The following is a 20,728-nucleotide window of genomic DNA, read 5'->3' as shown; positions in this document are numbered from 1 at the left end:
CTGAATCGCCTGAATCGTCTGGCTTGGCCTGTTTCTGACCGGACAAACCTGTTCTGCCGGAGAAGGGAGGATGCCATGACTGCGGAATCCGATACGCCGGATATGCGGCCCACAGTGCAGCCCGACATGCAGTCCGGCAAGCAGTCTGGCATGCAGCCCGACATGAAATCTGGCATGAAATCTGGCGGGCAGGCCGAAGCCATGCGCGCAGCCGTGTTTGCGGTTTCCGTTCCGCTGCCCGGATGTGAGGATGAGGCATCAGCCGTACAGGGCGGAGACCGAGCCTGTGCCAGTCCTGAACGGACAGGACAGGAGCATGGTCCCGTGCGCCGCATCATCACCATGGAGGCGTTGAATGCCCTTGGTGTGCGCCACGGCTGGACTGCACGGCAACTGGAACGGCAGGCCCTGCGTAGCGGAGTCATGCCGGAACGCTATGTGCGCAATGCCAACCATCTTGATTGCGCGCAGCAACTGTGCCTGCTGGATGCCCATGTGCTTCTGGTAGGTCTGGGCGGTCTGGGCGGGTATGTGCTTGAACTGCTCGCCCGTATGGGCGTGGGCACCATCACCGGCGCGGACGGCGACGCCTTCGTGCCCAGCAATCTGAACAGGCAGCTTCTTTCCGACGAGTCGCGGCTGCACGTTCCCAAGGCGCAGGCTGCCGCAGACCGGGTAGCTGTCATCAACAGCGCCGTCACCTTTATCCCCCTCTGTGAATATCTTTCCGGCGAGCGCATGCGGGCCTTATGCCGGGGTAAAACCCTTGTGGTGGATGCCCTTGGCGGTTTGCAGTATCGTCTGGAACTGCAGCAGGCGGCTGCGCAGGCGGGCGTGCCCATGGTAACGGCGGCAGTGGGCGGGCTGAGCGGCTATGTTGCCGTGGTCATGCCCGGCGAAACCGGCCCTGCCGAACTGCTGGGAACAGGCGGTGCGGCGGAAGACGTGCTGGGAACCCCCGCGCCCGTGGTGGCGTGTGCTGCTGCCTTGCAGTGTGCGGAGATCATGCGCCTTATCACGGGGAAGCATCAGGCGGGCGGGCAGGGGGCTCCGCATGCCGGTGCCGAAAGAGACCGCGGCATCCTGTTCTTCGACCTCGCAGACCGCACCTTCCAGAATGTCCGGCTGGGCTGACAGGCCGCGTCCGTTCCCTGTCTGCCGCGTTGCCGCGCGGCATGCATCCGGTATTCTCCCGCACTCCGTTGCGCTTCTTCAGCGTGGCTGCCGTCTGTTTTCCCGCCTGCGCAGCATGTTCTGAAATCGACTCTCGCTTTCACACGTTTACAGGATTTATGCGTATGTTATGTGTGGTGAGCATAGCTCCTGTATGCACGGTGAATGTTCGTACTGAAACGGCAGGTTGCCGTATCCGGCGGTCTGAGGGCATGTGTTCAGAAGAGGGTATCCATGCGGAGCGAAGAACAGGCGCGGCACATTGCCGCCGTTAGCCGGGTAACGTGGGCGGGGCTGGTCATTAACCTGTTGCTGGCTGCGGGAAAAATTGTGGCCGGTGCGGCGGGAAACAGCCGTGCCGTGGTGGCGGACGGGGTGCATAGCCTGTCAGACCTTGTCACAGATGTGGCACTGCTGGTGGGCGTGCATTTCTGGACTGCCCCGGCGGATGACGGCCACCCATACGGGCACGGCAAAATGGAAATGCTGGTCACGGTGGGCATAGGGCTGCTGCTTGCTGCCGCCGGGGTGGGCATAGGCTGGGATGCCATAAACGCCTTTCAGTCGGGCGAGCAGACGCAGGCAAAATTTATAGCCTTCCTTGCGGCCGTCGCTTCCATTGTGAGCAAAGAGGCGCTGTACCGCTGGACCGTGCGCGAGGGGCGGCGGCTTAATTCTTCTGCCGTGGTTGCCAACGCGTGGCACCATCGCAGCGATGCCCTGAGCTCCATGCCCGCAGCCCTTGCGGTGGGTGTGGCCATGTTTTTGCCGGGCTGGGGTTTTGTAGACCTTGTGGGGGCCATTGTTGTGGCAATATTCATCCTGCACGCAGCGTGGAACATCTGCCGCCCCGCCCTCGATAAGCTGTTGGACAGGGGCGCTCCCGCTGATGTCACGGAGCGTCTTTATGCTCTAGCCTGTTCTGTTCCGGGCGTGCAGAGCGTGCACAGGCTGCGCACACGCTATCAGGGGGCTGGGCTTTTTGTGGATATGCACATAGGCGTGGATGCCGAAGTGACAGTGCGCGAAGGGCACGACGTGGCCGATGCCGTGGAGCAACTGCTGCTGGCAGAGGGCGAGGGCGTGGTAGAAGTGATGGTGCACGTGGACCCGTGGCAGACCGGGGAGAATGCCTGTGAAAATCCGGTGCAGGGCACATAGCCGCCCATACCGTTTTTTCGCGGCAGGCACTGATGGTTACTGATGGCTTTTGAATAAAATTTCATTCTTCCCGCATAATTGCTGATTTTCAATACCTGCCTGTCTTGCGACAATCCGGCGTTTATCATATGCAACGGCTTCCGGATCGTGTGCGTTGCACATCATGCAGAGTGCTGCATGATGTGGAGTACGTATATCCCAAGAACGGAAGATACAACGCATCTTATTCTGTCCCCTGCGAAAAAAACGAGCGGAACCGAAGTCAAATGAAAGCCGGATTGCTGATACTTCTGATGTTGCCCTTCCTGCTGAGCGGTTGTCTGGAAAATCCTGTCGGCCCCCTGTACACGGCGTCTGAATCGTTACCACGGTATGATCAGCCTGCGTTTCAGCAATACGTGGACGAGACAAGGGAGTGGATTGAGAAGAACCGCTATTTTCTTACAACGGCAAGAGAGACGGAACTTGCCGTCAACACACCGTTCGAGCTGCGTCCTTCTCAGGAAACCCGGCCCGGACGAGGGATTCTGTTGGTGCATGGTCTGGGCGATTCTCCGGGGTATTTCAAGGATGTTGCAGAGGTGCTCGTGCGCGAGGGATTCCTCGTGCGGGCAATGCTCCTGCCGGGGCATGGTACCCGTCCTGCGGACCTCATGCTCCCGAGCGTGGAGGACTGGAAGAATGCTGTCGCCCATCAGGTGGCGTTGTTGTCTGAAGAGGTGGATGAAGTCTGGCTGGGCGGTTTTTCCACAGGTGCCAATCTGGTAACGGCGTATGCCCTGCAATCCGAAGAGGTGGGCGGATTGCTGTTGTTCTCTCCGGGATTCGTTCCCAGACAGAAAAGAATTGCGCTGGCTTCCGTTGCCAATCTCTTCATCGACTGGGTAGACGTGGATGAACCGGCCAATAACTATATGCGGTATGAGGCGCTATCCGCCAATGCGGTGGACCTGTACTACAAGACAACGCAGGAAGTGCGTTCCCTGCTGCGCTGGAAAGGATTCGACAAACCAGCCCTTGTGGTCATGAGCAGGGATGACAGCATCATCGATCCCTATGGCGTGCTGGATATTTTTGAGAAGCGGTTCTCTCATAAGGGTAGCCGGTTCGTATGGTACGGACCGTCTCCCGGAACAAGCGATGCGCGGGTTATTTCCAGACCAACGCGGCTGCCCGAGCAGCGTATCAGCAGTTTTTCCCATCTGTGCGTGCTGTTTTCTCCCGGTCATCCGTATTACGGCCAAAACGGGACCATAATCATGCTGGATAACGGGCAGCATCTTTCCGTGAGCGGGCCTGCACGTGAAGATCTGTGGTATTCTGCATACGGCTACACAGAGCCGGATAAGTTTCACGCACGGCTTACATGGAACCCCTATTTTGATGAGCTTGTCTCAGAGGTACGGTCACTGGTCAACCGCCGGTGATTAGTGGGCGGCTCCTCAGGATATCTGCCCTTCAGTGTGGCAGGTATCAGGAAGCCATCCCCGCACTGCCGCGGTAGCGGAAAAGCAGGCGCAGCAATCCGCGTACACGGTTTGAGAACAGTTTTTCTCCCAGCAGGTTGCCTGCTGCCCGCTTGTTAATCTCGCCCAGCGTGGGGTAGGGGTGTATGCCTCCCGCAAGGGTGGCAAGCGATATGCCGCCGCCCAGCACCGCCACCCATTCGTTGATGAGCTCGCCCGCGTGGGGTCCGGCAATCTGCACGCCCAGCACTTTGCCCCGCTTGTCCAGCAGCATTTTGAGCATGCCTTCCGTTTCCCCCTCTGCCCGCGCCCTGTCATTGCCGGAAAACGGCTCCGTACGGACCGTGTACGGTATGTTGCGTGCTCTGGCCGTTTTTTCGTTCATGCCTATGGAGGCCAGTTCCGGGTCGGTGAAGGTGGCCCACGGAAGCCATGTGTAATCCGCCTTGCGCGGCAGGCGGAACACGGCGTTTGCCAGCACTATGCCGCCCTCGTACCCTGCCGCATGGGTGAACTGGTACTGTCCCGTCACATCGCCGCAGGCAAAGATATGCTTGCGGCTGGTGCGCATGCGGGCATCCACGGCAATGCCTTTGGCGGAATAGTCCACCCCGGCGTGCTCCAGCTGCAATCCCTGCACGTTGGGGGTCCGGCCCATGGCCACGAACAGAGAATCTGCATACAGGGTGTGGGGCATGCCGTTGGGCTGCTCAATATCCACGGCGATCATGGGGCGTTCTCCGTTGCCGCATTGCAGCCCAACAGTCTGCGAACCAGACGGCTGCGAACCAGACGACTGCACACCGGGCGACGGTGAACTGGGCGACTGCGAGTCGCTCGTCTCGGGATCAACCGCCTGCGCGCCAACCACTTGGGATTCGGGCGACTGTGCAGCGGCTGTCTGCGGGGCGAAGCCCGCATGGGCAGGCGGGGCGTCCGTGCAGGTGCCGCAGGTGGCATAGCGCACCTGCCGCACTGCCGTATTCAGCATGAACCGCACGCCTTCCCGCTGCATGGCCTGCTGAACAATATCGGCCATGTCCTTGTCTTCCTTGGAAAGTATCTGCGCAGAACGCTGGATCACCGTCACCTCGGAGCCAAGGCGGCGGAATGCCTGCGCCATCTCCATGGCAATGGGCCCGCCGCCTAGCACGATAAGGGATTCCGGCAGGGCAGGCAGGGCAAAGATGTCTTTGTTGGTCAAAAAACGCACATCCGCAAGGCCGGGAATGGGCGGAACCTGCGGTGATGACCCGGTGGCAATGACAATGCGCGGCGCAGAGACGGTGCGGTAGGCACCGTGCGCTTCGCCCTGCCGGGCAATGCGGATGGTGTTCGCATCCATGAATGCCGCATCTCCGAAGGCGACCTCTGCCCCCAGCCTGCGGAAGCGTTCCGGCGAGTCATGGGGCTGAATATCTGCAATCACGGAACGAATACGGGCCGATACGGCGGAAAAGTCCACGACGGGACTTTCAGACGTTGCAAATTCCGGCTGTGGCAGGCCCCATCGCGGGGCGTTGCGCATCTGGTGAAAAACCCGTGCGGAAGAAATAAGCGTCTTGCTGGGCACGCAACCGTTATGCAGGCAGTCTCCGCCGAGCAGCGGCTCCCTTTCCACCAGCAGAACCTTCACCCCCAGCTGCGCGGCTCCCGCCGTTACGGTAAGCCCGGCGGCTCCCGCACCAAGGACGATGAGATCGTAATCGTGCTCTGCCATGCGTTTCTCCTTGTCATCGTGTGCTTCGGCTGCCTTGCGGTTGCGTATCCACTGCACAGCCTTGCGCGTTGCCAGCGGAAAAATGCCCAGAAGGGCGAATGAGACAATGAGCGATGGGGAAAGAATGCCGGAAAGGCTTTCAACCTTGCCCAGTTCCTTCCCCGCGTTGACGAATACCGCCGTTCCCGGAAGCATGCCCACCTGCGAAACCCAGTAGAAGGTGCCCACGCGCAGGGAGGTCAGTCCCATGCCAAGATTGATGAGGAAAAAGGGCACCGCCGGCACAAGGCGTAAGGTGAAGAGATAAAAATAGCCTTCGCGGGCAATGCCGTCGTTTATTCTTTGCAGACGCGGGCCAAACCGTGCCTGTACCCAGTCGCGGAGCATGAACCGTGCTGCCAGAAAAGCAAGGCTGGCACCTATGGTAGAGGCGAACGAAACCACCAGCAGGGCAGGCCAGAATCCGAACACCGCTCCGCCTGCCAGCGTCATGACCACGGCACCCGGCAGGGAAAGGGCCGTGACCGCCACGTACAGGGCAAAGTAGCCGAGCAGCATGGGCACAGGATGGCGATTGTACTGTCCGGCAAGGTCGCCCTGTTGGGCCTTGATGAAGTCCAGCGTGAGGTATTGCTCAAGATCAAAGGCAAAGAACAGCCCCGCGAGTACCGCCATAACGGCGAGAAGCAGCAGGCGCAGGGGGGCGGGGCGTTGCATGTGTTCTCCTTGGTAAACCGGGGCAAACCGGGGCAAACCGGGGCAAACCGGGGCAAACCGGGGCCGACCGGCTGGCTGACCGGGGGCTGGCCGGGGGTCGTCCGCATTGTCGGCTGGCCGGGTGGCCGACTGAGTTGTTGGCTTGCTTTTTTCCGGCAGCGGCAGGGCGCGGGAAGGTTACGGAAGCCTCATATCTTTGCCTTGCAGGGCAAATGCTCCCAGTTGCGCGGCTCCCCACAGGCCGAATTCCTCGTCCGTGTTCAGCCGGACGGGAACATTTTTCAGCAGGGCGCCATGGGTGTCGCTGGCCGTAAATTCTTCCGCAAAGGCCGGATGAAGCGCCACATCCGGGGTGCCTGCCGCCACGCCGCCTGTGAGGACCAACCCTCCGAAGGCCAGCGTTTGCAGCACAAAATCATGACAGGCGCGGCCGAAGAGCCGTGCAAACCATTCCAGTACGGGCGAATCCGGTTTGATTTTGGCCGTCACCTCCCGCGAGGTAAGGCGTTCTCCGGTCAGAAAGGTATGCAGGTTGCGGATGCCGGAACCGGTAATGACCATGTCGCCCACCACCTGCCTTCTGCCCGTCTCCTCACGGAGAAAGTCGGCAAAGGCGAACTCCTCTTTGCCTACGAAGGGGAAATGGGCGTGTCCCCCTTCAGACGGCACAGCCCGGAAGTGACCGGGGGCCGTCTCCAGCAGCAGGGCGTGGCCGAAACCCGTTCCCGCCCCCATCACCGCCACGGGCGCACCGGGCACAGCATTGCCGGGCAGCACCGTCCGCGCCGCATGCAGGGCCGGGCTTACACAGGCGTAGGCCTGTGCCAGAAAATCGTTCACCAGCAGTGCGTCCTGCATGCCGTATGCGGCGGGCAGCAGGTCAAGATCAATGTCCCATGCAATATTGGGCGGGGTAACACGGCGCCGCTCCCGCACAGGCCCTGCCACGCCAAGGACGATAACGTCCGCTTCCTGCGGCGTAAGCGGCAGTGAGGATTTCGCAAGCTGGTCCAGCAGTCCGGCAAAGCTTTCTGCGTTGGTTGTAGAGAGCCATACGCTGTCTTCCCTCCGCAGTGTGCCGGATTCCAGTATATACGCGGCAAACCGGCTGTTGGTGCCGCCTATGTCCGCAGCCAGTATACGTGCGGGCTTCTTTGTGCGCGGCGGACGTTCCATGCGGTGAGAAAGCTGGGTCATGGGGCGGCTCTCCGTTCCGGTTGCGGATGTTGCGGTATCCCGAGCCTGCACTATGCCAGATGGTACGCGGGCTGTACAGCGCACAACGGAAGGAAGGCCGCACTGTCCGGGGCTGCCCGTACAACCGCGTCGTCAGGGGCTGCCTGCGCAACCGCGCAGTCCGGGGCTGTCTGTGCAACCGCGCCGTCAGGTGGCCGTGTTCCGGAAGGCGGCTGAGAAAATCTCCCTGCCCGTCGTCTGCTCACCGACCGTCGGACTGGGGCTGCTGCCTGTGCAGCACCGTCTCCCATGCGGATATGAGTATACCGTCCATAAAAAGGGCCCCACGGTTCTCGTAGGTGTCCGCATCTATCTGGCGCATGGTTTCCATGCTGGTTCCCTGCGGGGTGTAGGCACAGGCGAGAATGGTGTTGCCCACCATGGCAAAGTTGCCGGACATACGCCCCATGGGCAGCGTTTCCGCTGTCCACGTTGTGTGGTTGCTGCCCGGCATCATGGGGGCGATTTCGTAGACACACTCCATGTCCGAAGGTGGCACGGTGTGTATGAGCATGGCGGCGCGGTTGTACCATATGCCTCTGTCGTGCGTTATGGTACTCGTGCCCGAAACCGCATGCTGCGTCCCGTTGCCGTCCGTGAAGTTGCCCTTTGCGCTCCACACGCCGGGCATGACGAGGTAGGTGTGCCTGTGCTTCATGGTGTTTTCTCCGGCGTTATGGAGCATGTCTGGTTGTTCCTGCATACTGTTCTTGCGTTTGCTGCGTACAAAGCCGTGTGAGCACGGCATTGCTCAGGGTATCAGGGGGTTCCCCATAGTTCCTTCAGCCGTCTGTCCCGTCCGCAGTTGTAGCGATAGAACTTGTAGCGGACAGGATTCTTCGCGGGATAGTCCTGATGATACTCCTCCGCCGGCCAGAATCTGGAGGCGGGCAGAAGTTCCGTGACCACGGGCCCCGTGAGCTTGCCGGATTCATTTAGCTTTTTTATGGAAGATTCCGCAAGGGCGCGTTGTTCCTCGGTATGGAAAAAGATGGCGGAACGGTACTGTTCTCCCTTGTCGCAGAACTGCCCGTACGGGTCCAGCGGGTCTATGTTGCGCCAGAAAATATCCAGCAGTGTGGCATACTCCACCTTGTCCGGGTCATAGAGCACGCGCACGGCTTCCATGTGGCCGGTAATGCCTGCGGAAACCTGTTGATAGGTAGGGTTCTCGGCATGTCCGCCCGTGTACCCAGAAGTGGTTTCCAGCACGCCGTCCAGCACGTCAAACGGTGGCTCCAGACACCAGAAACAGCCCCCCGCAAAGGTGGCTACAGCATGGGGATGCTCTTTCTTTTCAATGGCTTCCGCATTATCCGCCGTGGCGGCAGCGCTGGGCAGTGACGTTTCAGACTGTGATGTTTCGGACTCCGGAGTTCTCTGTGCCGCACGTACTCCACTCGGCAAGACGGCAAGCAGGGCAAAAGACAGCAAAGCGGTGAGCAGGGCTGCGGATGTTGTCATGGCGTACCTCCCAATGTCGAACGACTTCGCACGACTTCGCAGGACTGCGCGCGGTGTCGTACGGTTACGCGCGGTGTAGCGCGGCGGCGTATCGGCCGGTGATAAAACAATCTGCGGTGGTGCATCCGCTACGGCACCCGCACAATGCGCGGTGCCCTGTCTGGCAATATAATGCCTTTTGCAAAAAAGGGGAGGGGGGAATGTCACGCATCAGGTAACAGACAACAAGCAAGATGGAACAGGTAACAGGCAACATGGACCGCAGAATGTCAGCACTGTCGCCAGCGGGTCAGAATATCCTTCTGATGCCGCAGGAGAATCTCCATGTAGTCCAGCTCCATTTCCACCATTTCATGGTCGCGTTTCCGCAGCCATTCCGACAGCCATGCAAAGCGCAGGGCAAGCACAAAGGGGGGCAGCCAAGGCAAGGTCTCAGCCGTCAGCATATCCGCTCCGCGCAAGCCTGCAATCATGGCGGGAACCATGCCGTTCACCAGACCATCCGGGTGTTCAAACCCGACGCAGCCTATGCAGTTTGCGGCATCGTACAGCACGGGCTGCATGCCGCAGAACTCCCAGTCTATCAGCCCGAGAATGCTGTCTGCCCCCCATATGATGTTAAGCGGGTGGCAGTCGCCGTGGGCAAGGGTGCGGGGCAGGGTGCTCCATGCTTCAAACAGCGGAGCAAGCGACCGGACTACAGGTTCCGTGCGGGCGTGCACACCGGGTTCACGAAGCCGCAGTGTGTCCTGCATATGATCAATATATGCTGGCAGGGGAGGCACTTCCGCATTTTCCGGGCAGCGGGCACCGCCATCCGCCATCCTTTTCCACGCCTGCCCGATGCCCGCAATGCAGTCGGCAATATGGGTGCCCCGCCACGCATGGCCCAGATATTCCGGCCTTGGCAGTTCAACGCCGGGGATGAAGGGCGAGCACTGCCACGCGCAGCCGTCTTGCAGCACGGTGTATGCGCCTGTTTCCGATGTGAGCTCCGATATGCGCCCCGGCGTCCTGTCCGGTGTTTCATAGGCAGCACTCACCGCAGAGGGGCCCGCGCGGCGGAATCCGTGCACGCCCTGCGCCCCCGCTGCCGCAAGGGTGCTGACCAGCCAGCCCACGGTTTCACGCCGCTGCCTGCGCGAAAGGGGAAGCCGCTCCACGAGCCACAGGCGTTGGCGCGTGTCTTCCGCCACACAGCGGGCGATACACCGCTCCGGGCTGCCGGGAATGAAAATGTCGTCCCGCACGCGGTGCAGGGTAAGGTCGAAACGGCTGAGTATATCGCGCATGCGTCTGTTCCTGTTTGGTGGTATACCCGGAAATCGTTCCGCCCTTTACATGACAGCGCGTGCCGTGTCTGCGCATGGCGTGGGGTTCGCGCAATGGTTCCGGGGTGCATCCGGTGTCCGGATAAGCAACCGGACCGGATTATGGGCGGCACTCTTCCACGGTGCTGTGTTTCTGTCCAGCCGGATTGGGGGCAGGACGGGCGTTGCGGAAATGGCGCAGTCGGCATATGATTATTGTTTGCGGGCTTCTGCATGTCTGACCGGACGCTCTGCGCTTGGCATACGACTCGACGCTCCGCGTCTGGGCGTATGACTCGACGCTCTGCGTCAGGCGCATGACTCGACGCTCTGCGTCTGGTGCAGGAACGGACTCTGCCCGCCTGAACAGCTTGCCCAGTTCGCCCAGTTAGTCCGGTCAGATACATCTGATCAGTGTAATAGTCCTGACCTGCGGAATCTGTCGTAAAGGGAGCACCGTTGAGCTTCACCCATTTTTCCCTGCACCCCAGCCTGCTGGAAACCGTGGCGGAACAAGGCTTCATCGCGCCCACGCCCATTCAGGAGCGGGCCATTCCCCCCGCCATGGAGGGCAGGGATGTGCTCGGGCTTGCCCAGACAGGCACGGGCAAAACGGCGGCCTTTGTCCTGCCCATGCTGGACAGCCTGCACGAAGGCCCCCTGAACGTGGTGCGCGGGCTGGTGGTGGCTCCCACCCGGGAACTTGCCGGGCAGATCCATGACGATATCCGCCTCTTTGCGCGGCGCACGCGGCTGCGCAGCGTGCCCATCTTCGGCGGGGTGGGCTTCCACGGTCAGGTTCTCCAGATGCGGGCGGGGGCAGAAATTCTTGTGGCCTGTCCGGGGCGGCTGCTCGACCATGTGCGGCAGGGCACGGTAGACCTTTCCGCTGTGGAGATTTTGGTTCTGGACGAAGCCGACATGATGTTCGACATGGGTTTTCTGGACGATGTGCGCGAAATTTTGCGGCTTACCCGTACCCGGCGGCAGACTCTCATGTTTTCCGCCACCATGCCGGAACCCGTGCAGGCGCTGGTGGAAGACAATATGCGGCATCCCGTGCTTGTGGAGGTAAATACCGCCTGCCCGGCAGAAACCGTCTCCCATGCCCTGTATCCCGTTGCCCCGCACCTCAAAACCCCTCTGCTCAAGACCATGCTGCGCACGCTGGGGTATGATTCCATGCTGGTGTTCACCCGCACCAGGCACGGGGCGCGGCGGCTGTGGCAGCAACTGGGCAAGGTGGGGTTCAATGTGGCCTGCCTGCAGGGCAACCTGTCCCAAAGGCGGCGGCAGGCCGCGCTGGAAGGATTCAGGCGGGGCAAGTATGCCGTTCTTGTGGCTACGGACATCGCCGCCCGCGGGCTGGATATTTCTTCCGTATCCCATGTCATTAACTACGATTTTCCGCCCACGGTAGATACCTACATCCATCGTATAGGCCGAACGGGCAGAGCCTGCCGCACGGGAAAGGCCATCACTTTTGTCACGCCCGAAGATGAGCCCATGGTGCGCACGCTGGAACGCGCCATGGGAGAATCGCTTCCCGTCTGCCTCGTTCCCGGTTTTGATTACAGCGAAGACAGGCGGAGCATGGACGCGCGTCCCGCCAAGGTACCACGGGTGCCCCGTCCCAAAAGGGTGGCCCGTGCCTTCATGCCCACCCAGGTGGAGCATGAGACGCCGGATGCGCTGCGCAATCAGCGCCCGCCAAGGCAACCCGCCCCTCATGCGGGTAACGTACGCGGCATTCTTCACCCTCTGCCGCCGCAGAACGCCCCCGATGGGGGAAAATCCCCCGGTACCGGCAAGGCGGGATCGGTCGTACCCGGCAGAACGCAGAAGGCTGCGGGGAGTGCAGGCGGCAGAAGCAAAGGGACTCAGAAAGTTCAGACAGGCGCAAGACCGCCGCGTGCCGGAAAAGGAATTGTCGCCCCGCCTGCGGGTCGTGCGGAAGAAGCCTGTGCAGAAAAGCGAGGGACCCGCATGGACCCATCTGTAAAGATACTCGGCGAAGAACCGGAAGGCGGCAAGGGCCGGGATTAACCGGGAAACGGCCTGCCGGCTTGAATCCGGCGGGCGCTTCTGCTACAACCCGCCCAAGAGAATACTGGCCGGATGCCAAAGAAACGGAGGAATCCAGAATGCCCTCATTTGACGTTGTGAACAAGGTGGACTTGCAGGAACTGGACAACGCCGTGAACAACGTGAAAAAGGAAGTGGAAACGCGCTTCGATTTTCGCGGTTCTCAGACGGAAATCACGCTGGATAAGGGTTCCAAGCGTGTCAGCATTGTCACCGCTGATGAGATGAAGATAAAGGCTGTGGGCGAAATGCTGCAGGCCCACTGCATAAAGCGCAAGCTGGATCCCAAGGTGCTGGAGTTCAAGAATATGGAACCCACATCGCGCGGAGCGGTAAAGCGCGAGGTGCATATACGGGAAGGCATTTCCAAGGAACAGGCGCAAAAAATCGTCAAGGATATCAAAGCCACCAAGCTTAAGGTGCAGGCTGCCATTCAGGATGAGCAGGTGCGCGTTACCGGAAAGAAAATTGACGAATTGCAGGAAGTGATCACCCTGCTCCGGGCAGGGGAGTACGATGTGCCGCTACAGTTTGTGAATATGAAATCCTGATCCGGCTGCCCGCCGGAGTGCGGGCGGAGTGCGAAAAGCACCAGAACGGCAGGCAGAAATGAACGGGGCGGGGAGTAGTGCACTACTCCCCGCCCCGCGTTTGTTGGTGTTGCGCCTTCAGGCACTGTAGATGTTCCGCGTCTGTTGGGGGCGTATCTCAGGCAGACTTGGCTGCCTGCCGTACCGAGTCCATGAATATTTCAAGGTCGTTCTTCTCTCCCGGCCTGTGGTCCTCCGGGTAGAGCAGGGCAGACATGTAGAAAACGGAACCCACCCGTTTCGCCACCATGGCGCTGTGCGAAAATCGGGCAAGCCCCTCTTCCACCATGTTGCGCGTCGGTTGCGGCAGCTGCGCGGTAAACGGGGCAGCCTCGTCTGCAAGGGTTGCCAGCAGGCTGGCCTTTTCAAGCATAAGCTGTTTGTATCGGGCCTGATCCTGCTCCTCATGCAGAGAGATGCGGGCCTTCTCCTCCAGCATGGCAATCTTGGCGGCCTTTGCTTCCAGCCATTCCGTCAGCGGGGGGAACGGATTTTTTCCCATGGCACACTCCTTTGACTATAGGCACCATAGCAGGCCCCGGAAAAATGGCAATCTGCTACGGGCCGTGAAATATCCAGCTCTCTGCACATAGCGGAATATCCGCCCGCCCGCACTGAATATTTACTGAGAGAAGCACCACCGTTTTTTCGGGGAACCTGCGGAGCGGGTGTTCGTTGCACTCAGGCGGTATTGCGGGCAAGGGGGCAATGCCGCCTGCCGCGGGGCACAGCGCAGCTGTTCAGCGAAGCGGTATACGGGGCTTGAGGCCGGGGCCGGAGGGCGCCTTTTCAAAGGCCGCGTGTATACTTTCCCGGTCATAGTGGGTGCTTTTAAAAAAGTCGCACTTGGCACAGTTGGCTATCTTTTTGGCAAAGGTTTCCTGCACCACCCCGCCGCAGTAGGTTCCGGTAACCGAGGCGCAACTGAAGCCATGGTCGGGCCATGCGGGGCACACGCCCATTTCTTTTTCCTTTTTGCCGCCTTTTTCCCTTCCGCAGTTCTTGTGCACCCAGCACGGAACGGCCTTGCCGTCTGCATGGGCCTCGGTGCAGGCGTGGTCTTCTCCGTTTTGCATGCGCGAGATGATAAGCTTAAGGTCGCTTGCCCTGCCGGAAAGGCCAAAAACGTCTGTTGCCGCAAGGTTCATGGTCTCCATGGTGTCTGTGGCAATGCGGGTTATCTCTTCCACGGCCCGGTTTATCTGTTCCGAGGTGGCAGACTGCTCCTCAGCGGCTGTGGCTATGGACTGCACCTGCATGCTGGTCTTATCCGCAAGCTCCACAATCCTGCGCAGCGCCAGACCGGAGGCGTTGGCGCTTTCCGTCACTTCCTGCACGGCAGCAAGGGCCTGCTGCATTTCACTGCCCGCGGCCTTGGAGCTTTCCTGTATGGACTGGATGGCGCTGCCCACTTCCTTGGTGGCGGTCATGGTTTTTTCTGCCAGCTTGCGCACCTCGTCGGCAACCACGGCAAATCCCCGCCCGGCATCTCCCGCACGGGCAGCCTCAATGGCCGCGTTCAGAGCCAGCAGGTTGGTCTGGTCCGCGATGTCGTTAATGACGTTCATCACCTGTCCTATGTCCACGGCGCGCGTGCCCAGATCGGCAATGCGTTCGCTCAGGTTGGAAATGACTGTGCCCCCCCGGCGATGGAATGTTCCAGATGCTGCATGCGCTCTGCACCTCGTGAAGAATGCTCACGCGTGGTAGAAGCCAGTTCCGCCGCCTCTCCCGCACTCCGGGCAACCTCCATGACCGTGGCGTTCATCTGCTCCATGGCGGTGGCTGTTTCCGTGGTGCGCTCCTGCTGCTGCGTAGCTCCCGCATTGGCACTCTGTATGCGTTCTGCAAGATGTTCCGAGGCATCGCTCACCTGTTGTGCCGCACGGAGCGATTGAGTGGTCATTTCCGCCGTGTGCACTTTGCGGGCAACGGCTTCCCTCTCCAGCTCCCGCTGTTCGGTAAGGTCAGTAAGGAAAATACAAGCACCGAGCATGCTGCCGGAAGGCGTCATGAGCGGTTCTGCCGTAACAAGCAGGCAGGTGCCGGACGAGTGCCCCGGCAGTCCGGAAACCTCTTCATAAACCGCATGTTTTTCACGCAAAGCCCGTTCCGCAAGGGAACCAATGCTGCCCGCCTGTCCGGGCAGAGAGGCAAGGGGCCTGCACACATGCTCTTCCGCCGTGCCGGAAAGGCCCAGCAGCGGCACTGTGCGATCATCCAGCCGAAGTATATCCCCGTTCGCATTAATGATAACAAACGGTCTTGCTCCCGCCAGCGCGCCAAGCGCAGTGTCAAAGAGCGATTCGGCGTGCTGTTTTTCCGCCCGCAGCGTCAGGATGGCACAAGCGGCTCTGCCCGCAGGGCTGTCAGCCCGCAGCAGGGCAAGGTCGGCAGTTTTGCCGGATGTGATGCGGTGCAGCAGCATCTGTGGTGTATTTACCATGTAATGCAGGCATAATCCGGATATAACCGCAGTACCTGCCGCTGTGATGAATGCAATAGATACCATACCTGTAAAGGATGGATTTGTTGTAGCGGAATAAGCTAATATGCTTGTCGCCGCTGCTGCGGCAGAAGTTATGCAGAGCAATGCAAATGTTGGAAATAATGAAATGCGCATGTGCGTATCCTCCGGATAATGAAGCGTAGAAGAAAAGTTCTTCTGCATTGGTGTGTTGCCCCCAAGGCCGCTATAGTATTATTTGACATGAGATTGCAACGTAAATGCCATATGAATGTCGTTATCAGTGCGTCGATGCAGTATGTGTATGCTCACTCCTGTTGTCCGGTGCATATCTCTTTCCGGCAGTATGGAATCGGGCCACCGGGCAATACAGAAAAAAACCATTCGGGCCGTCCGGAACAGTCGTTTGCCCGGAGCACCTGTCCGTCTGGAGCGCCCGCTGGATCACCCGCTGGAGCACCTGTCCGGTCGGAGTACCCATCGGTAAAGAGAGGCCGTTCGTCCGGAGCAGCCATACGGGCAGAGGCGGGCCATGCTTGCCGTTTCAGCGGATGACGGCTACAACTCACCGCTGCCGGTCCGGTTAATCTTCCGGCGTTAAGGAAACATCCCATGGCATTACTCAGTCTGCATAACGTGTCTCTTTCTCTCGGCGGCCCGCTGCTGCTGGATGGCGTGAACCTTCAGATAGAAGAAGGGCAGCGCGTCTGCCTGCTTGGACGTAACGGGGCGGGCAAGTCCACCTTTCTTAAGGTCATGCATGGTGACATTTCCCCCGACGGGGGAACGGTGGCCCTGCAGCAGGGGCTGCGCGTATCCATGCTGGCGCAGGATGTCCCGCGCGATATTTCCGGGCAGGTTTACGGCGTCATTGCCGGTGGGGTTCAGGGAGCGGGCGGCGATGGGCGTGTGGGGCAGGCGCTTGCGGAGTATCACCTCGCCGCTTCCCGTATGGAGGCAGGCGATATGTCGCCGGAAACGGCGCAGCGCATGGCGCGGGCGCAGCAGGTGCTGGATGAGGCAGACGGCTGGCAGGCCCATAGCATGGTGCAGGGCATAATCAACCATCTGAAGTTGCGCCCGGATGTGGAATTTTCAAGCCTTTCCGGCGGTATGAAACGCAGGGTCATGCTGGCCCGCGCCCTTGCCGCCGAACCGGACATGCTGCTGCTGGATGAACCCACCAACCATCTGGATGTGGATTCCATAGACTGGCTGGAAGAGTTTCTGCTCCGCCGCGTGCGCACGCTTGTGCTGGTAACGCATGACCGCATGTTTCTGCGCCGCGTGGCCAATCGCATTGTGGAACTGGACCGCGGGCATCTGGCGGACTGGTCATGCGATTACGATACCTTTTTGGAACGCAAGGAAGGGCAGTTGCATGCCGAACAGCAGGAGTGGAACCGCCATGACAAGAAGCTGGCATCGGAAGAGGTGTGGGTACGCAAGGGCATAAAGGCAAGGCGCACCAGAAACATGGGAAGGGTGCGTGCGCTGGAGGCACTGCGCGATGAGCACAGGCAGCGGCGTGAGCGTACGGGCACGGTAAACATGCATGTGCAGGAGGCGGAGCGATCCGGCAAGCTGGTGGTGGATGCGCGTGCTATCACCTACACGTACCCCGATGCTTCTGAGCCGGTCATCCGTGATGTCTCGCTGGTCATAAGCCGGGGTGACAAGGTGGGGCTGCTGGGGCCCAACGGCGTGGGCAAGACGACCATGCTCAAACTGCTTCTGGGCAGGCTGCAGCCGCAGGAAGGCTCCGTGCGCCACGGCACGCGGCTGGAGGTGGCCTATTTCGACCAGTTGCGGGCGGAACTGGATGATAACCTCTCTGTGCGCCGGAGCGTTGCGGACGGTGGCGACACGGTGGAGATAAATGGCGTGCAGAAGCATGTGGTGGGATACCTCAAGGAATTTCTTTTCGATCCCGAGCGCATCCACATGCCTGTAAAAACTCTTTCCGGAGGAGAACGTAACAGGCTGCTGCTCGCCCGTCTGTTTACCAAACCGTCCAATGTACTGGTTTTTGACGAACCCACCAACGATCTGGACATGGAGACCCTTGACCTGCTGGAAGACCTGCTGGTGCAGTATTCCGGCACTGTGCTTGTGGTGAGCCATGACCGGGAATTTTTGAACAACGTGGTCACCTCCACGCTCGCCTTCGAGGGCGGGGGACGGGTGCGGGAATATGTGGGCGGCTATGATGACTGGCTGCGGCAGCGCAGCGCGCCGGGGTCTGTATCCGCAGCCGGAGCAGTGGTGCCGGATGCCGGGAAGGATGGAGCGGAGCCTCCAGCTTCCGCAACATCTGCAGGCGTACAGGTCCGCAAGCTGACCTTTAATGAACAGCGGGAGCTCAGCGCACTGCGCGAAGAATTGGCCGGTCTTCCGTCCGTGCTTGAATCGCTGGAGGCGGAACAGCGAGAACTGGAGACGCACCTTGCGGACTCCGGCTTCTACACCCGCGACCCCGCCGGGTTTACCGCTGCCGGAGAGCGAATGACGGTACTGGAAGAAGAGCAGTTGCGTACTCTGGAGCGGTGGGAAGCTGTGGAGTCGCGCATTGCAGAACTGGAAGCGCTGCGCGGGTAGCGGCAGAAGAAGCGTTGCGGGCGGCTAAGAGCGCGCCTCGCGTTGTTATGGTTGCATATCTGTGATTACTCTCTGAATTTCCCGTGTGTTAAAGGGAACCCTCCGCAATATGGCTGTGTGGAGGGTTTTTTCGTTTTCATTATATAGGCAAACTGATAAATAGCGTGTCACTAAATACCTCTTCACAAATAAGGAGTGGAGCATGTGGCACGATGACAAAATCTCACCCAATCAGGGTATCCGGTCTGACGCGCAGAAGGCGTTTGCAGAAGCTGCATCCGGCAGGGAACTGTATGTGGCCAAGTTCAGGAATCTGCAGTTCGAAAAACAGGCCCTGTACGACAATATCTGTTTTGTGCCCATCAGCCTCGGGCAGGAGTACCATGAGGGTGGCAAGTTTGCGTCCATTATGCGGTTGGTGGAAAAAAGTTTCAAAGAATGTGTGATCATTGTGTCCGACGTGTTGCACAGGCACACGCTGGTCATTGAAGATGCGTCACTCGATGCGGAGCAAGCATTGTCGCGCGCGCTGGAGAAAGGCAGGCAGTGGGTTGCAGCCAACAGCGCTCACTGGAAAGACCTTTCCATACCGTGCCGTGTTGTCTACTGGGGAGAGTTGCTGCATTCAGAGGCTTACATGCGTCACCGCCGCGAGCTGGATGCGCTGTGCTCCAAGAGTTACTGCGCAAATCATCTTGTGGATGAAATGGTGGGCCATTTTGTGCGGTCTGCCTGCGCGGCAGATGCCGGTGAATCGGAACGGGCACGTGTTGCGGCGTTAAGCCGCGAGTATCTGCTCGAAGAACACGCCATTCAGTTGCGCATGATCCCGGAACAGTTTCCGGAACATCACTTCGTGTACCCCCATACTAACCGGCTTGACCCGTTAATGGAGCTTTATCGTATTATATCCGGCTGCCAGTGCCGCTGGCTGCGCGTTCGCATTTCGCGGCGCGACGGGGGAGGAGTTCCCGGTACGGGAGGTGTGGAACAGTTCCGGGAAACTGCTGTTTGTTCGGGCACTCACATTCCTGTATAAGATGGTGCACTCGCACAAAGCGGAAGGATGTTGCAAAACACTATTGCTCACCGCCTGTTGCCTGTTGTAGGGTGTGTAGCATACAGGCGGTGAGTACTTATGCGTACGGCAATATTTGTTGTATGGTTGTTTTGCGCTTGCTTAGGCAATGCTTTTGCTCAAAATATCGATGAAGTGATAGTCGTCGGTCCCTCATGGGAAAGATTTACGAATAAAGATGGAACCGGTCTCTATCATGAGATATTGAACGAAGTTTTTGCTCTGCACGGAATAGCAGTCGTGCGGCAGTATGTGCCTTCAGAGAGGGGATATGATCTTGTCCGTTCCGGCAGGGCGGATATGATGACCTGTCATGACGTGGCCGTGGCTCCGTTGCAACTGGCCAAATATCCCATGTACGAAGGGGCCTACCATGTGTTCTTCAACAAGGAACGCATCGGGGAGTGGAAAGGGGGCGAATCGCTCCGGGACCGTTCCGTTGTCTGGCGTATAGGCTACTATGCAGAAGCCAACTTCCACGTGCCCATACAGGCGCGGGAAGTAAAGACGGGCAGTGCGGCGCTGGGCATGGTGCTGCTCGGGCGGGCCGATTTTTATGTGGACGACTTATCCTTTATAGACGACTCCATCCGTCAGAACAAGATTCCGTTCAATCCCGCCGAATACGGAGTGGAGGTAGCCGGATACAGAACCTACCATCCCGTGCTGCTTCTTTCTGAACGGGGCAACAAGGTGCGCGACCTGTACGACAACGGCATGGAGCAGCTTATCCGCGAAGGCAGGCTCAAACCTATTTTCGAAAAATGGGGCTTCCCGTATCCCCGTTATTCGCAGGAGTAGCCGGGGCAGCTTTGCTTTTTATGGCTTGCGGCGTTGCGTCTGCGTGTCCATTATGGCATTATGCATAGGAATTTTTGCATGATGCATCAGGCGCGTGACAGGGGGCAACGGATGAGGCGGACGGGACTGGCTTTTTTTCTGATTCTTGCGTTTGCCCGTGCGTTGTGTGCTGCTGATCTGGGAGCCGTGGTTGTGGTCGGTCCGGAATGGGAACGCTTCACAAACCGCGATGGTACAGGGCTGTATCATGAAATACTGGATAACATATTCACGCGGCAAGGGGTGCATATCGCGCGCACATACGCTCCCCCGCAACGCTCCAATGATCTGGTTCAGGCGGGCAGGGCAGATATGATGACCTGTCGCGACAGGGCGGCCGAACCGCTCTTTGTTGCCAGATATCCCATGTATGAGGCGGATTTTCACGTTTTTTTCAACCGCAGGCAGCAGCCGGAGTGGGAGGGGCCGCAAACATTGGCGGGAAAAACCGTGGTATTCCGTATGGGGTACTATTCAGAGAGGAATTTTCCGGAGTCCGTGACCATGCGTGAAGTAAGAACGCCGGACGCCGCGCTGTCCATGGTTCTTCTGGGGCGGGCGGATTACTATGTGGACGATCTGAACTTCATACAGGAATCGCTTGCGGACGCGCGCATCCCGTTTAACAGGGATGATTATGCCATTCAGGTGGCAGGCAGGCGTCAGTATTTTCCCGTGCTGCTGGATTCACCACGGGGCAGAGCCATTGAGCAGTGGTACGCCCGGGGTATGGAACGCCTGCATAATACAGGGGAACTGCGTGAAATTTATGAGAAATGGGGATTCGCCTATCCCTGTTTCAATTTCCCGCAATAAGGGGATG

The 20,728-nt window shown here is 59.4% G+C and carries 17 protein-coding genes; 9 read left to right on the top strand and 8 right to left on the bottom strand.

Annotated features, from left to right (window positions below):
• The first annotated feature begins 75 nt into the window (after positions 1–75).
• The 3 genes from HUV26_RS02170 (at position 76) to HUV26_RS02160 (ending at position 3,761) form a co-directional block, all read left to right on the top strand.
• Positions 76–1,134 (top strand): ThiF family adenylyltransferase, encoded by a 1,059-nt coding sequence (locus tag HUV26_RS02170; RefSeq protein ID WP_174408434.1) that lies wholly within the window; start codon positions 76–78, stop codon positions 1,132–1,134.
• Between the two features lie 273 nt (positions 1,135–1,407).
• Complete coding sequence (locus HUV26_RS02165) at positions 1,408–2,334, top strand: cation diffusion facilitator family transporter (RefSeq protein ID WP_174408433.1); 927 nt, start codon at positions 1,408–1,410, stop codon at positions 2,332–2,334.
• A 278-nt stretch (positions 2,335–2,612) separates the two neighbouring features.
• Entirely contained in the window at positions 2,613–3,761 is a 1,149-nt protein-coding gene (locus HUV26_RS02160) for an alpha/beta hydrolase (RefSeq protein ID WP_205245103.1), read from the top strand.
• 46 nt (positions 3,762–3,807) lie between these two features.
• Here the strand turns inward: HUV26_RS02160 and HUV26_RS16960 are convergent, their stop codons facing one another.
• The 5 genes from HUV26_RS16960 to HUV26_RS02130 all read right to left on the bottom strand — a co-directional run bounded on the left by HUV26_RS16960 (position 3,808) and on the right by HUV26_RS02130 (position 10,229).
• Positions 3,808–6,237 carry a dihydrolipoyl dehydrogenase family protein gene (locus tag HUV26_RS16960; protein WP_308483137.1) on the bottom strand — a complete coding sequence of 810 codons (2,430 nt, stop codon included), beginning with the start codon at positions 6,235–6,237 and terminating at the stop codon, positions 3,808–3,810.
• Positions 6,238–6,414: 177 nt separating this feature from the next.
• On the bottom strand, positions 6,415–7,434 hold the full coding sequence (locus HUV26_RS02145) for a glucokinase (protein ID WP_243451222.1): 1,020 nt from the start codon (positions 7,432–7,434) through the stop codon (positions 6,415–6,417).
• A gap of 241 nt (positions 7,435–7,675) precedes the next feature.
• Positions 7,676–8,176 carry a hypothetical protein gene (locus HUV26_RS02140; protein ID WP_174408431.1) on the bottom strand — a complete coding sequence of 167 codons (501 nt, stop codon included), beginning with the start codon at positions 8,174–8,176 and terminating at the stop codon, positions 7,676–7,678.
• A 56-nt stretch (positions 8,177–8,232) separates the two neighbouring features.
• A complete protein-coding gene (msrA, locus tag HUV26_RS02135; protein WP_174408430.1) occupies positions 8,233–8,937 on the bottom strand; it encodes a peptide-methionine (S)-S-oxide reductase MsrA in 705 nt (234 codons plus the stop codon).
• 269 nt (positions 8,938–9,206) lie between these two features.
• Entirely contained in the window at positions 9,207–10,229 is a 1,023-nt protein-coding gene (locus tag HUV26_RS02130) for a phosphotransferase enzyme family protein (RefSeq protein ID WP_174408429.1), read from the bottom strand.
• A gap of 477 nt (positions 10,230–10,706) precedes the next feature.
• On the opposite strand from HUV26_RS02130, the gene HUV26_RS02125 reads away from it, so the two are divergent.
• Together HUV26_RS02125 and HUV26_RS02120 are read left to right on the top strand one after the other, a co-directional pair.
• Complete coding sequence (locus tag HUV26_RS02125) at positions 10,707–12,293, top strand: DEAD/DEAH box helicase (RefSeq protein WP_174408428.1); 1,587 nt, start codon at positions 10,707–10,709, stop codon at positions 12,291–12,293.
• Positions 12,294–12,391: 98 nt separating this feature from the next.
• Positions 12,392–12,883 carry a YajQ family cyclic di-GMP-binding protein gene (locus HUV26_RS02120; RefSeq protein WP_174408427.1) on the top strand — a complete coding sequence of 164 codons (492 nt, stop codon included), beginning with the start codon at positions 12,392–12,394 and terminating at the stop codon, positions 12,881–12,883.
• Between the two features lie 157 nt (positions 12,884–13,040).
• Here the strand turns inward: HUV26_RS02120 and HUV26_RS02115 are convergent, their stop codons facing one another.
• The 3 genes from HUV26_RS02115 to HUV26_RS02105 form a co-directional block, all read right to left on the bottom strand.
• A complete protein-coding gene (locus HUV26_RS02115) occupies positions 13,041–13,424 on the bottom strand; it encodes a hypothetical protein (protein ID WP_174408426.1) in 384 nt (127 codons plus the stop codon).
• Positions 13,425–13,662: 238 nt separating this feature from the next.
• Positions 13,663–14,523, bottom strand: coding sequence for a methyl-accepting chemotaxis protein (locus HUV26_RS02110; protein ID WP_243451239.1), 861 nt, complete (start codon positions 14,521–14,523; stop codon positions 13,663–13,665).
• A 17-nt stretch (positions 14,524–14,540) separates the two neighbouring features.
• Positions 14,541–15,368 carry a nitrogen regulation protein NR(II) gene (locus tag HUV26_RS02105; RefSeq protein ID WP_174408425.1) on the bottom strand — a complete coding sequence of 276 codons (828 nt, stop codon included), beginning with the start codon at positions 15,366–15,368 and terminating at the stop codon, positions 14,541–14,543.
• Positions 15,369–16,001: 633 nt separating this feature from the next.
• Here HUV26_RS02105 and HUV26_RS02100 point away from each other — a divergent pair.
• The 4 genes from HUV26_RS02100 (at position 16,002) to HUV26_RS02085 (ending at position 20,721) form a co-directional block, all read left to right on the top strand.
• On the top strand, positions 16,002–17,987 hold the full coding sequence (locus HUV26_RS02100) for an ATP-binding cassette domain-containing protein (RefSeq protein WP_174408424.1): 1,986 nt from the start codon (positions 16,002–16,004) through the stop codon (positions 17,985–17,987).
• Positions 17,988–18,189: 202 nt separating this feature from the next.
• Positions 18,190–19,026 (top strand): hypothetical protein, encoded by an 837-nt coding sequence (locus HUV26_RS02095; protein ID WP_174408423.1) that lies wholly within the window; start codon positions 18,190–18,192, stop codon positions 19,024–19,026.
• Positions 19,027–19,365: 339 nt separating this feature from the next.
• The gene (locus HUV26_RS02090; protein WP_373869045.1) at positions 19,366–19,866 is read left to right on the top strand and encodes a transporter substrate-binding domain-containing protein; all 501 of its coding nucleotides are present in this window, start codon (positions 19,366–19,368) and stop codon (positions 19,864–19,866) included.
• Between the two features lie 78 nt (positions 19,867–19,944).
• Complete coding sequence (locus HUV26_RS02085) at positions 19,945–20,721, top strand: substrate-binding periplasmic protein (protein WP_174408421.1); 777 nt, start codon at positions 19,945–19,947, stop codon at positions 20,719–20,721.
• The last annotated feature ends 7 nt before the right edge of the window (positions 20,722–20,728 follow it).

The organism is Desulfovibrio psychrotolerans, assembly GCF_013340305.1.
Taxonomy (GTDB): domain Bacteria; phylum Desulfobacterota; class Desulfovibrionia; order Desulfovibrionales; family Desulfovibrionaceae; genus Halodesulfovibrio; species Halodesulfovibrio psychrotolerans.
This window is presented reverse-complemented; position numbering and strand designations above follow the sequence as displayed.